Consider the following 12,603-nt stretch of genomic DNA (forward strand, 5'->3'; position numbering starts at 1 on the left):
CTAGCGCGTAGGTTGTACGACTTGTGTAGAACACCCCGTCGCCACGCTAGTCCGGTTACTTCACGTTATCCAAGCACGTTAAAGCCTCGTTTTGCTCGTTGGACCGTTTGCGTGTACTGCTTGTGCCCATGCATCGGTGCTACGTTATCTGGCCCGCGCAACATGCCTTAGCGTCGTCTTTCCGTTCCTAATGTTGTGCGACCACGTAGCTCAGCAGTTAGCAAGTTGTTAGTTTTTGAGCTTATCTAAATTTTATCAGAATGCGAGCATGGCTACTAGTAAGCGTTTTGCTGTTGATGCAATTGGCTTCGAAGGCGCAGAGTACCACCAACTCAAATCCTAGGTATCTCGAATCTGATGCCCTACGGGCCAAAGATAGAATCAACGAGCGGCCGCGCTACGGCGGGCTGAACAAGACGGCGGCGCAACTGGAAGCCGACGAACAGTTCATTGCGCAGAGCCTACGCAAGTATGGTACTGCCCAAGCCGCCATGCAGGCTCATGTCGACTTCGGTTGGCACTACTTGGCTACTGACCATGCGCCCACGGCCATCAAGCGCTTCAACCAAGCCTGGCTACTCGATTCCACGGCGGCTGATGTGTATTACGGCTTCAGTGCGTACCTGCGGCAACAAGGCCAGACAGAGGAAGCCGAACGGTTTATGCAGCTCGGCAAGCGTCACGACAAAGGCAACGAAGCACTGCTGAAATACTACGCCAGCCAAGCCTACAACCAGTCGTTGCGACGGGACTACCCCGGGGCCATTGCGACGAACGAACAACTGCTGGCACTGGCCCCCACCAATGCGTTTGCTCATGGTAGAACCGGCTATTGGTACCTGCTGCAAAGGGATACGGCCCGCGCCGGCCAGTACCTGAGCCGTGCCGTGCAGCTTAACCCGCAGGATTCGCTTTCCTACTTGAACCGGGGCTGGTTGCGCTACGAGCAAAAGCAGTATTCTAAGGCCGTGGCTGATTTTACGCAGGCTATTCGCATCAACGGGCACTACATCAGCGCCTATGCCAACCGGGCCTTGGCCAACACCGATGCCGGCAACCACGCGGCGGCCATTACGGACCTGAAACAATGCCTGGCGCTCGTGCCCTCTAGCGACAAAGGCCAGTTCTACTACCTTCTCGCGCAGGCCCAACTAAAAACCAACAATTCCAGTGGGGCGTGTGAGGCGTTGCGGCAAGCCCTGGAATGGAGCTACACTCCGGCTGCGGAAAAGGATATCAAACGCCTCATGAAAAGTACCTGCCGGTAAACGCTCCTTTGCGTGAACAGAGCGCGTTTAGCGCACGACCTTTCTAATGAACATAACTTGACTTATCAGACATCCCCTAAAGGGGAATTGACGAAGGAAACCACAGCTGAAACGCACTGCCGGCTCCCGCTACGGAATGGACCTGAATGCTACCCTGGTGCAGTTGCATGATTTGCTTGGCCAGGCTTAGCCCAATCCCGGAGCCATTGGGGTGGGTGGTGAAAAAGGGAATAAAGATGCTTTCCAGCACATCGGCGGGAATACCGCTCCCGTTGTCTTTCACCTCCACCACTACCCGCTGCTGTTCATCGGACCAGGCCCGCAGGTTAATGCGCGGGTGGGGCGTTTGCGCAACTGCCTGCGCCGCATTGAGCACCAAATTGATGAGCACCTGTTCCAGCAGGTGGCCGTCGGCGTGCAGGGTGAGGTATGCGGGCCGGACGCTGAGGGTAAGCTCAATGCCTTGCGCCGCCAGCTGCTTCGCCAGTAGCTGCCGGGTGGCTTGGAGCAATTCCTGCACGTAAAGGGTCGTGCGCTGCGGCGCGGCCAGGGTGCTAAAGTCCCGGTACACCTGGGCGAAGCGCAGCAGCCCTTCGCTACGTTGCTGGATGATGCGAATGCCCGTGCCTACATCGTCTAGCAATTCGGTGGAGGCTTCCTGCTGCCGGGCGCGTTGCACGTGGTGGCCCAACGAATCCGCCAGCGATGCAATGGGGGCGACGGAGTTCATGATTTCGTGCGTCATCACCCGGAGCAACTGCTGCCAGGCAGCCGTTTCGGTGTCGGCCAGAGCCTGGCTCACGTTCTTGAAGGCCAGGAGGGTAAACGCTTCGCCCCGGAGCGTAAACCGGGTGGCGGACACGAGCAGCTGCACCGCTTGCGGGCCCACCGTCAGCTTGACTACTACGGGCTGGCCGGGCACCGCCCGGCAGATGGCCTCGTACAACACGGGCTGCCGGGATTGCAGCGCCTGGATATTTTTTAGGTACGGCAGGTGCAGCGTCTGCTTAAATGCTTCGTTCACCCAGCCCACGGTGCCGGCCGCGTCGTAGGACACGATGCCGGTATCGAGCAAGACCAGGATGGTTTGCAGGTACTGAAACTGCCCTTCCTGCTCGGCCCGCAACGCCCGAAACGTGGCATTGACCTGGTTGAAGGCTTCGTGCAAGGGCCGTAGAGACGTAGGCCCGGACTGCGCCGGGTACTGCCGCGTAAAGTCCCGGTACTTAAGAGCCAGGGTAAAGTCGGCCAGGGCCTGCTGGCCGCGCGTCAGGTAGCGGGCCAACTCCAGCACCAGCACGACCAGCAGCACCAGGGCCCCCAGGGCCAGCCCGTAGGCGTAGTGCTGCACGGCGTACCCGCCCCCGGCCAACGCGGCCACCAACAATACCAACCGCCCCAGTAGGCGCACGTCCAAGCAGTTAAATAGCATGCTTGTCGAGCCGGCGATAGAGGGCAGTGCGGGTGAGACCCAGCTCCTTGGCCGCTTTCGTTAGGTTGCCCTGATGGCGCGCAATGGCCTGCTGGATGGTGTTTTTTTCCACTTCCAGCAACGGCAGCGGCTGCTCCGCCATGGCCGTAACCGGCGCCGCCGTCGCCGATTCGGGGTTCCGCAACGAGAAATCGGCCGGAAGCAGCACGGGGCCGGCTCCCAGGATAACGGCTCGCTCCACGGCGTGCTGTAGTTCCCGCACGTTGCCGGGCCAGGCGTGCTCCTGAAGTTTGCGCAGCGCAGCGGCGCTGAATTCCGGCACCGGTTGCCGGTTGCGGGCGGCGTACACCTGCGCGAAATGCCGGGCCAGTAGAAGCACGTCGTCGGCCCGTTCGCGCAGGGGCGGCAGCGTGATTTCGACCGTGTTGAGGCGGTACATCAAGTCCTGGCGAAAGGTGCCGCGGGCGACCAGCGCGTGCAGCGGGGCGTTGGTCGCCGACAGCAGCCGGATATCCACCGGTACGGGTACGTTGCTGCCCACGGGCACCACCTGGCGGTTTTGCAGGGCCGTGAGCAGTTTGGCTTGTTGGGGCAGGCCAATATTGCCAATCTCATCTAGAAACAAGGTGCCCCCGTTGGCCGCCTCAAACCGGCCCACGCGGCTGGCCTGGGCATCCGTGAACGCGCCCTTGATATGCCCGAACAGCTCGCTTTCAAACAACCCTTCGCTGAGCGCGGCCACGTCGGCGGCCACGAAGGGCCGGGTGGCGCGGCGCGACTGCTCGTGCAGGGCTTTGGCGACCAGCTCCTTGCCGGTCCCGTTCTCGCCCAGCAGCAGTACGTTGGCCTCGGTCGGGGCCACCTTTTCGATGATAGCGCGCACTTCCTGCATGGCGGCCGACTCGCCAAGGAGAGCAGTAGCCGCGGTCGGCGCGACTGGTTTTTTCGAGCTGCTCCCGCTTGTGCTGCCGGTTTTAGTTTGGAGGGCGGCGGCCAGCGTATGCAGCAGCTGTTCGTTGTGCCAGGGTTTGAGCAGGAAGTCGGTGGCACCGGCCTTGAGGGCCCGCACCGCCGTGCGCACGTCGCCGTAGGCTGTGAGCAGGAGTACGGCCGTGGTGGGAGCGTGCTCGCGGATGCGGCCCAGCCAATAGAAGCCCTCGTTGCCCGTCGTCTGGCCGCTGCGGTAGTTCATGTCGAGCAGCACGGCATCGAAGGGCTGCTGGCCAAGCAGGGACAGCAGCCGTTCCGGGTTTTTCTCCGTCACCACTTCCCGCACCTCGGTTTTGAGCAGCAGCCGGAGGGCGAACAGCACATCGGGTTCGTCGTCTACCACCAGAATGCGGGCGTGCTTGAGGTTCATGACAAAGTAGTTTGATAAAACACGAAAGTCGGGGTTATCTGGCCCCCGTACCAACCCAGGCCCCAGACTAGGCCACTTAGTTCTTCGCTTTGTATTCTTCTCTAATCCAATGAATGGCTCGCGGCACTACTTCTGCTGGCCTGAGTGACTCGTCGGGGGGTAATGAGTGGCCATACCGTACCAAGCGGCGGTCAGCGAATACTTCAGTTGTCAGCAAGAGAACGGACCCATCGGACAAGTAAAAGCGGCTTCTGCTGGTCGATACCCCGCATGTGACCGCCCCAAAGCTTCGGGTATGTTTTCGGGCTTTGAAGGCGACCGCAACAGCCTCGCCCGAACTGGCCGTTAGCGTATCGGTCAGCACGGCCACTACCGGGTTGGCAGACTTCAGCGTATAATAAGTGGCGGTTTCTGCCTGTATGTCGCCGTCCGCGAATGCCTTGCCTTTTTCGTATCGCCACGCGGTTTTGGTGTTATTCGCGTCTATACAATAGCCGAGCGTATCTTCTCCCAAAATCGGCCCTGCCCCCACGAGCATCGGCCACATATTCCCGCCCATATTCCCTCTCAAATCCACAATCCAGCCTTTTAATGCTGGCTTATCCCGCGCCTTGATATGGGCTTGCACTTGAGTTATATACGCGTCCAGCTGTTCCTTGCTGCCGACAACCCAGGGAATTCGGATGTAGCCGATGTCTTCAGCAACCGGCTCGTCGGGGTATAGCGGGGGCTGCTTAGCAGGGAGTTTTTCGGGGCCCTTCACCGGGCGGGCACTATAAAACTGGGTGTGCTTATCGCCCAAGGCTCCGATGGCAAACTCAACCGCTGGATAGGCCTGCTCAATTGTTTGGGCGCCGCTTGCTTGCGCTAGCATATTCTGCTTGAACGCTACCCAGTTTATGGTCGCCCGATGAACGAAATTGGCTTGCATAATACGGACTACTTCCTCCAAATATTCCTGCACAGCGGGCGAGGGGGGCTTGCGTTCTGCACTACAAGAGGCAAAACTGTAAGAGGCAAAGACGAAGAATAAAAGGCAGAGCTTGACCCTCATGTTTGCGTGGCATAGTACAACAACGCTCAATATGCGAAGCTCATTCTAAAAAAAACTCTGCATTTTACCAGCGAGACGATGGCGGCCGAAATCCATCTTTTTTCCCAAAGTTGGATATTGTTAAACAGCCAGGGCAAAACCTCCGAGTTGGAGGCTTTGACTCGACACCTCGCCCTGGCAGCCCCTTTTAGCCCGCAACGTGCGCTACTTTCCGTTTTCTGAGAGGACCTCATAAATCGTGCAGGCTTCCAAAAACACTGGCTCTCACTTGGCTAGACCGTTTTCCGCCCGTCAACCGATTTAAACTGTATCAGAACCGAACGGTCGACTGTATCAATACCGGACACCCGGCCACAGGTAGTTATCAGATTATCTGATCATGCTATTGATTTGCAATAGTTTGTGATAAAGGCACCTTTCTTGGCACTCTTGGGCAATAGCTTCTTCCTGTTATTGCCCGCGCCGAACCGAATGGATGTCCTGATACCGAAGAAAAAATGGTCGTTTATCACTCGCTGGTGGTGGTTAGGGGCCCTGGTGCTGGCGGCCACGGGATTGGCCGTTATGTACTGGCCCCGGCCGGGCCAGCGGCTGCACGTCGCAGCCAGCCGACTGACCATTAGTCCCGTCACGCAGGGTAATTTCCAGGAATTCACGGCCATCGATGGGGTGGTGCAGCCCCTGCGTACCGTGTACCTGGACGCGGCGGAGGCCGGCACGGTGCAGCAGGTACTAGTAGAAGAAGGCTCGACCCTGACGGCGGGCCAGCCGTTGCTGCGGCTGGCTAACCCCGACCTGCAACTGGAAATGGTGAACCGCGAAACGGCCGTGTACGAGCTGATGAACAACTTGCGCAACACCCGCAATCAGCTGCTGCAAATCCGCATCCTGCGTCAAAATCAGCTAGCAGAAATCGACTTCCAACTGGCCGAGGCAAAGCGGGTGTTTGACACCAACCAGGCGCTCTACGACCAGCAGGTGATTGCGCGGCAGGATTACCTGCAAAGCCAGAATGCCTACCACTACCAGCGGCGCCGGCGCCAGCTCACCCAGCAGACCCTGCGCCAGGACTCCATCGCCATGCAGCAGCAGCTGGGCACGATGCAGGAATCGGTGCAACGCATGAGCAGCAACCTGGCCCTGATGCGGCGCAAACTGGACGACCTGCTGCTGCGGGCCCCGGTGGGCGGGCGGCTCAGTTCGCTGGCTGCGGAAGTGGGCGAGGCCAAGACCCGGGGCCAGCGCCTGGGCCAGATTGACGCGTTGGTAGGCGTGAAACTACACGCCACGGTGGACGAGTTTTACATTGCCCGCATCGAAACCGGTCAGGCGGGCGAAGTGATAATTGAGGGCCAGGCGTATGCCTTGCGGGTGACCAAAATCTTCGCCCAGGTGGCCAAAGGCCTGCAAATTGACCTGGCCTTCACCGGCGCGTCCCCGCCGGGCCTGCGGCGGGGCCAGACCTTGCCCATCCGGCTGGCGCTGAGCGCGAAAGCGCCAGCAGTGCTGCTGCCCAAGGGCGGCTTTTACCAGCAAACCGTGGGCAACTGGGCGTTCAAGCTGGCGGCCGATGGCAGCCGGGCCCAACGGGTAGCTATCCGGCTGGGCCGGCAGAACCCCGATTACTACGAGGTGCTGGCCGGCCTGCAACCCGGCGACCAAGTCGTGACGTCCAGCTATGAAGGCTACGCCGACCAGCAGGAGCTGGTACTCGACAACCGCCAGCCATAAGTACTTTACTCTCGGCTTAGCCCTAAATGACGAACACGCATGATTAAGACCGAAAACCTGGAGAAGGTGTACCGCACGGATGAAGTGCAAACCAAGGCGCTCAACCACGTCTCGCTGAGCGTGGAGCAGGGGGAGTTCGTGGCCATCATGGGACCCTCGGGCTGCGGCAAATCGACGCTGCTCAACCTGCTGGGTTTGCTCGACGAGCCCGACGGCGGCAGCCTGCAACTGCTGGGCACCGAAACCAGCCGCTACTCCGAGCGGCAGCGGGCCGAGCTGCGCAAGCGCAGCCTGGGCTTCGTGTTTCAGAGCTTTAACCTTATTGATGAGCTCACGGTGTTCGAGAACGTGGAGCTGCCGCTGCGCTACCTCGGCGTGGGGGCCGCCGAGCGGCGGCAGCGGGTGGAGCAGGTGCTGGAGAAACTGCAGCTGCTGCACCGGCGCAACCACTTTCCGCTGCAGCTCTCGGGCGGGCAGCAGCAGCGCGTGGCCGTGGCCCGCGCCGTGGTGAATGCCCCGCCGCTGCTGCTCTGCGACGAGCCCACTGGCAACCTCGACTCGGCCAGCGGCCACGACGTGCTGGGCCTGCTGACCGAGCTCAACGAGGCGGGCACCACCGTGCTCATGGTCACGCACTCCGAGCACGACGCCCGCTACGCCCGGCGCGTCATCCGCCTGCTCGACGGGCAGGTGGTGCTGGAACACAGCCGCCCCCAGTTCTAACCGATTCCTCTTCCTGCGGCCATGCTTCCATACCCCTTGCTGCTTATTTACCGCAACTTCAAGCGGTTCAAAAGCCCGTTCCTTATCAACCTGATTGGCCTCTCCACTGGCCTGGCCGGCGCGCTGCTCATCTACCTGTGGATAAGCGACGAGCGTAGCTTTGACCGCTACCACGCCATGGACGGCCGGCTCTACCAGGTGCTGGAAAACCGCCGCACCGCCGCCGGCATCGAGACGCAGACCGGCACCGTGCCGCTGCTGGCCGAGGCCCTGCGGCGGGAAATGCCGGAGATTGAGTTCGTGGCCACCACCACGCCGGTTCCGTTCTTCCCCGCATTCACGCTGGCGGTGGGCGGGCGGCAGCTCACCGCTGTCCCCAAATACGCGGACCCGGCCTTCTTCCAGCTGTTTTCCTACCCGCTGCTGGTAGGCACCCCCGCCACGGTGCTGCGGGATAAACACGCCATCGTCCTCTCCGAAGCCCTGGCCACCAAGCTCTTTGGGTCGCCGCAGCGCAGCCTGGGCAAGGCCGTGCAATGGCAACTGGCCGCCGATAGCACGCAGACCAGCCTGGTGGCCGGGGTGTTTGCCGGGGTGCCGCGCAACTCGTCCGAGCAGTTTGACTTCGTGCTGCCGTTTGCCTCGTTCAAAGACCGCATGCAGATGAGCCAAGCCATCCAGTGGGATGACGACGGCCCTTTCACCACCTACCTGGCCTTGAAGCAGGGGGCCGACCCCGCGCAGTTTCAAGCCAAGCTGGCAGGGTTGCTGAAGACCAAAAGCGCGCAGACCCAGACCCAGGCGCGCACGCTGTTCGTGCGGCCGTTCGCGGCGGGCTACCTGCACGGCACCTACGAAAACGGCGTCGCCACCGGGGGGCGCATCACCTACGTGCGACTTTTCGCGCTGATTGCCGGGCTCATTCTAGTGATTGCCAGCATCAACTTCATGAACCTGTTCACCGCCAAGGCCTCGCGGCGGGTCAAGGAAGTGGGTATTCGCAAGGCCCTGGGGGCGAGCCGCGCTTCGCTGATAGGACAATACCTGACCGAATCCGTGGTGATGGCCCTGCTGGCCCTGGTCGTGGCCGTGGGGCTGGTGCAGCTCGTGCTGCCGCAGTTCAGCGAACTGACGGGTAAGCCGCTGGCCCTGCGCTGGGAATGGCCGCTGGTGGCAGCTGGCCTGGCCCTGGCGCTGGGCACGGGGCTGCTGGCGGGCAGCTACCCCGCCTTCTACCTGTCGGGGTTCCAGCCGGCGGCCGTACTCAAAGGCAAGCTGCCGACCCGGGCCGGTGAGGTATGGACGCGGCAGGGCCTGGTCGTGCTGCAGTTCACGCTCTCGGTGCTGTTCATCGTGGCCGTGGTGGTCGTCAACGCGCAGCTGGCGTTTGTGCAGCGCCAGCCGCTGGGCTACGACAAAGCCCACGTGCTGCGCTTCGATACCGGCGGCAAGGCGGCGCGCGAGCAGGCGGCCTTTCTGGCCGAGGTGAAGCAACTGCCTGGTGTCGTGCAGGCGTCCAGCGTCCTAGGCGGCTTCCTGGGCGGGCGCTACGTGGCCGAGAGGAGCTGGCGGGGTAAGCGCCTGCCCGTAGCCACGATGCTGGTCAATTATAACCTGGTGGAAACGATGGGCCTGCGCTTGGTCGCCGGCAGAAGCTTTGCGCCGCAGTACCGCGCCGACAGTGCCGCCATCCTCGTCAACCAGGCCTTGGTGGCCGGTCTGGGAATGCCCGACCCCGTGGGTCAACAGCTCGACGGCGCCCGCATCGTGGGCGTGGTCGGCGACTTTCACTACGAGTCGCTGCATGAAAAAATCAAACCCCTTGTTCTCCAACTCGACCCTCAGGTGAACACGGTGCTCGTGAAGCTCCAGCCGGGCGCGGAGCAGGCCACGCTAACGCGGCTCCAGCAGCTGTATGCCGCCTACAACCCCGGCTTCACGCTCGACTACACGTTTCTGGATACCGACTACCAGGCCCAGTACGCGGCCGAGCGGCGGGTGGCCGTGCTCGCCCGCTACTTCGCCGGGCTGGCCATCCTCATTTCCGCCCTGGGCCTGCTGGGCTTGGCGGCCTTCACGGCCGAGCGGCGGCGCAAGGAAATTGGCATCCGCAAGGCCCTGGGCGCAAGCGTGCTGAGTATTGTGTGGCTGTTGACCAGCAGCCTGACCTGGCTGGTGGTCGTGGCCATCGCGCTGGCGCTGCCCCTGAGTTACCTGCTGATGCAGCGGTGGCTGGAGGGTTTTGCCTACCGCGTGGCGTGGCAGTGGTGGTACTTCGCGGCCGCTGGCATGGGGGCCCTGCTCATCGCATGGCTCACGGTAAGCGTGCAAGCCTGGCGAGCCGCCCGCCGCAACCCCGTGCTGAGCCTGCGGGCTGAGTGAGCGGCAACTAGATTGGAAACGGTAATTTGAGTAGGCTGGGCAGCTCTTATCGCTTTTTATAGTTGACCGTTTATAAAGCATAAAAGGCGCTGAAATAGAATATTTTTGGTCTTGATTGCAAGTTTGGTCCAAAAGTTAAACAGTCGGCTTGCTGGCCGTTGGTTTGTTGCGGGCAGGGATGACGACCTTGCGGTGGCTATCTTTTTTCCGCTGTTGAATGCTACAACTCCACAATTTTAGTAAGTCCTATCGGGGACGGGCGGTGTTGCGCATCGATTCCTTTGCCTTCTCACCCGGTACCTCCTGGATTCAGGGGGCCAATGGTTCGGGAAAGAGCACCCTGCTCAGAGCGATTGCCGGCGTAACTCCTTTTGAGGGAGATATTCTGCTGGCAGGGCAGTTGAGCGTTAAGAAGCAGGCGGTGGCCTACCGCCGCCTCGTCAACTTTGCCGAAGCCGAGCCCTTGTTTCCCGAGTTTCTGACTGGCCGCGAACTGATTCACTTGTTCCGGGCAGCCAAGAACGGCCCACCCCACCAAGAGGACTTCTATTTGGAAGGCTTGCACATGACCTCCTACGTGCACGAACCAGTCGGCTCCTATTCGAGTGGGATGCTCAAGAAGCTGTCCCTGGTGCTGGCTTTTCTCGGCCAGCCAACCTGCATCGTGCTCGACGAGCCGCTGACCACCCTGGACGCGGCGGCCATTCCGGTGCTGTGTTCGTGGATGGCCCGTCAGCAAGCCCAGCAGGGCACGAGTTTCCTGCTGTCCTCCCATCAGGCCTTTGCGGCGGGTTCGCTGCCTGCCATGCAACAATTGCTCATCGAACACGCAACCTTGCACTACCCCGAATGAAAAACCCCCTGACTCGCGTCTTACTCAAAGTCGTGGCCAGAGGCTTTTACCAAGAGCATACGGGCTGGCTGATTTCCCTGTTCCTGGTGGTGTTCGTTAACTTCTTCTGGACCCGGGTGCCCAGCCAAAACCACCTGACGGAGGCGCAAATTCTCGAGAACGGCTTTCGGCTGGTCCTCCTGTCGGTAAGCGAGCCCATCGGCGTGGCCGCGCTACTCGGCGTCTGCTTTGTCTACAGCCTTAAGAGTTGGAACTACGTGGCCGGCCGGTTGAAAAGCGTAGACGTGCAGTTTCTGGCCTACAGCAGCAATGCCTTGCCGTGGCGACAGCAGGTAACGTCGTGGGCAGTGGTCCAAGGAGTTATCTTGTTGCCGGTGGTGGTGCTGTGCCTATACGCCATGGTCATCGGCGTTATTTTTCACCACTGGCTGGTTCCCCTGCTCCTGCCCGTCTACCTGTTGCTGCTCACGGTAACCGGCGCTGCTTACTACACGCGACTGCTCAACGACACGGTGGTCAAGCCGGACAAGCGGGCGGGACTCACCTGGGCGCGCAACTGGCCTAAACCAGTATTTAGCCTGTTTTTGTACGAAATCATCGCTACAAAGCGCGTCACCTATTTCATTACTAAGGGAGCCTCAGCGGCGAGTATTGCGTTGCTGCTGCTGGCCTTCTCGGACTCGCGCACCGATGTTCGGTTAGCGGGCATGATAGCACTCTGCTGCGCGGTCGGGCACGTCATCCTAATTTTCCAAGCCAGTGAGTTCGAGTTATTTTATCTGCCCTTCGTGCGCAACCTGCCATACGGGCGGGGACAGGCGTACGGCCAGCAAGTACTGCTGTATGGTGTCCTGTTACTGCCCGAACTGGTGTGGCTGCTGGCGGCGGGCGGCTTTCGCACCGGCCTAACGGCTGCCGGTTTGCTGCTGAGCGTCACCTTGCTCCTGCGCACCTTACTCTACTGGACGGGCCAACACATGACTTCCTACTTGCGCATCGTGGTTGGGCTGTTTCTTTTCTTGCTCTTGGCCAACTTATTTGCGCTGACCGGTCTACTGGCCCTTGGCAGTGCCCTGGCTGCCGGGCTACTGCTATACAGATACCGGTGAATGTCAGCAGCACCCTAAAAAAGAGCGTACCGCGTTTGCAATTGGGCTCGTATTTCTATTCCGACCCTTTGGCTGAACTTAGCCCGCTAAACTTTTATCACGTCTATGCGCCAGCAACGAACCGTAGGAGCCATCGTCGAGATTCCGCTAGAAGCGGGCAAAAAAGCGTACGGGCGTATTTTGGGAGAGGCCAGCTTTGCCTTTTACGACTATGTGAACGACGGAGAACCGGTGGTACTTGCTGACCTGGTGGCGAAGCCCATTCTGTTTATTGTCGCCGTGTACAGCGACGCCGTGACGCAAGGGCGGTGGCAAAAGATAGGCCGCCTGCCACTGGAGCCAACGCTGCAAACACTCCCACTAAAATTCATCCAAGATGCTTTGGATGAAACGCGCTTCAAAGTGTACGATAACGGGGTTATCCGGCCCGCTACCCGAGAAGCGTGTGTCGGACTTGAGCGGGTAGCGGTCTGGGAGCCGGAGCATGTGGAATCGCGGCTATCCGATCATTACAAAGGCCAGCCTAACGAATGGGTAATACAGTTGCGCATGAGGTAAACGCAACATTGGATCGGGTAATGCTATGCCACCTTAGTCTTGGTGTACTCATGTTACCCTCCTTCAACTGAATTGCCGCGTTCAAGGCACGACCGTTTCGCTGAAGTCAAAAGCATAGGCAGAGGAAGCTACT

General features: G+C 60.4%; 10 protein-coding genes. 7 read left to right on the forward strand and 3 right to left on the reverse strand.

What is annotated here, in order from left to right; all coding sequences use genetic code 11:
* The first annotated feature begins 296 nt into the window (after nt 1-296).
* Nucleotides 297-1,268 (forward strand): tetratricopeptide repeat protein, encoded by a 972-nt coding sequence (locus HW554_RS19480; RefSeq protein ID WP_176910205.1) that lies wholly within the window; start codon nt 297-299, stop codon nt 1,266-1,268.
* Between the two features lie 76 nt (nt 1,269-1,344).
* Here the strand turns inward: HW554_RS19480 and HW554_RS19485 are convergent, their stop codons facing one another.
* The 3 genes from HW554_RS19485 to HW554_RS19495 all read right to left on the reverse strand — a co-directional run bounded on the left by HW554_RS19485 (nt 1,345) and on the right by HW554_RS19495 (nt 5,114).
* On the reverse strand, nt 1,345-2,679 hold the full coding sequence (locus tag HW554_RS19485; protein WP_317170914.1) for a sensor histidine kinase: 1,335 nt from the start codon (nt 2,677-2,679) through the stop codon (nt 1,345-1,347).
* Between the two features lie 10 nt (nt 2,680-2,689).
* Complete coding sequence (locus HW554_RS19490) at nt 2,690-4,060, reverse strand: sigma-54-dependent transcriptional regulator (protein ID WP_176910207.1); 1,371 nt, start codon at nt 4,058-4,060, stop codon at nt 2,690-2,692.
* Between the two features lie 76 nt (nt 4,061-4,136).
* Nucleotides 4,137-5,114, reverse strand: coding sequence for a S41 family peptidase (locus tag HW554_RS19495; RefSeq protein ID WP_176910208.1), 978 nt, complete (start codon nt 5,112-5,114; stop codon nt 4,137-4,139).
* A 471-nt stretch (nt 5,115-5,585) separates the two neighbouring features.
* On the opposite strand from HW554_RS19495, the gene HW554_RS19500 reads away from it, so the two are divergent.
* From HW554_RS19500 to HW554_RS19525, 6 genes are all read left to right on the forward strand, one after another.
* Nucleotides 5,586-6,845 (forward strand): efflux RND transporter periplasmic adaptor subunit, encoded by a 1,260-nt coding sequence (locus tag HW554_RS19500; protein ID WP_176910209.1) that lies wholly within the window; start codon nt 5,586-5,588, stop codon nt 6,843-6,845.
* A 39-nt stretch (nt 6,846-6,884) separates the two neighbouring features.
* Nucleotides 6,885-7,568, forward strand: a complete 684-nt coding sequence (locus tag HW554_RS19505; protein WP_176910210.1) for an ABC transporter ATP-binding protein — start codon at nt 6,885-6,887, stop codon at nt 7,566-7,568.
* 21 nt (nt 7,569-7,589) lie between these two features.
* Nucleotides 7,590-9,950 (forward strand): FtsX-like permease family protein, encoded by a 2,361-nt coding sequence (locus tag HW554_RS19510; RefSeq protein ID WP_176910211.1) that lies wholly within the window; start codon nt 7,590-7,592, stop codon nt 9,948-9,950.
* Nucleotides 9,951-10,167: 217 nt separating this feature from the next.
* A complete protein-coding gene (locus HW554_RS19515; protein ID WP_176910212.1) occupies nt 10,168-10,803 on the forward strand; it encodes an ABC transporter ATP-binding protein in 636 nt (211 codons plus the stop codon).
* Nucleotides 10,800-11,912: a hypothetical protein gene (locus tag HW554_RS19520; RefSeq protein ID WP_176910213.1), complete on the forward strand. Its 1,113-nt coding sequence runs from the start codon at nt 10,800-10,802 to the stop codon at nt 11,910-11,912. The genes HW554_RS19515 and HW554_RS19520 overlap by 4 nt, the downstream gene beginning before the upstream one ends.
* Nucleotides 11,913-12,017: 105 nt before the next feature.
* Nucleotides 12,018-12,470, forward strand: coding sequence for an immunity 26/phosphotriesterase HocA family protein (locus HW554_RS19525; protein WP_176910214.1), 453 nt, complete (start codon nt 12,018-12,020; stop codon nt 12,468-12,470).
* The last annotated feature ends 133 nt before the right edge of the window (nt 12,471-12,603 follow it).

Source organism: Hymenobacter lapidiphilus (genome assembly GCF_013377885.1).
In the GTDB taxonomy this organism is placed as follows: Bacteria; Bacteroidota; Bacteroidia; order Cytophagales; family Hymenobacteraceae; genus Hymenobacter; species Hymenobacter lapidiphilus.

Excerpts from the sequence above, each read along its gene's own strand:
- HW554_RS19480 (WP_176910205.1), top strand. The coding sequence starts at position 297 with ATGCAATTGGCTTCGAAGGCGCAGAGTACCACCAACTCAAATCCTAGG.
- HW554_RS19490 (WP_176910207.1), bottom strand. The coding sequence starts at position 4,060 with ATGAACCTCAAGCACGCCCGCATTCTGGTGGTAGACGACGAACCCGAT.
- HW554_RS19495 (WP_176910208.1), bottom strand. The coding sequence starts at position 5,114 with ATGAGGGTCAAGCTCTGCCTTTTATTCTTCGTCTTTGCCTCTTACAGT.
- HW554_RS19500 (WP_176910209.1), top strand. The coding sequence starts at position 5,586 with ATGGATGTCCTGATACCGAAGAAAAAATGGTCGTTTATCACTCGCTGG.
- HW554_RS19505 (WP_176910210.1), top strand. The coding sequence starts at position 6,885 with ATGATTAAGACCGAAAACCTGGAGAAGGTGTACCGCACGGATGAAGTG.
- HW554_RS19510 (WP_176910211.1), top strand. The coding sequence starts at position 7,590 with ATGCTTCCATACCCCTTGCTGCTTATTTACCGCAACTTCAAGCGGTTC.
- HW554_RS19515 (WP_176910212.1), top strand. The coding sequence starts at position 10,168 with ATGCTACAACTCCACAATTTTAGTAAGTCCTATCGGGGACGGGCGGTG.
- HW554_RS19520 (WP_176910213.1), top strand. The coding sequence starts at position 10,800 with ATGAAAAACCCCCTGACTCGCGTCTTACTCAAAGTCGTGGCCAGAGGC.
- HW554_RS19525 (WP_176910214.1), top strand. The coding sequence starts at position 12,018 with ATGCGCCAGCAACGAACCGTAGGAGCCATCGTCGAGATTCCGCTAGAA.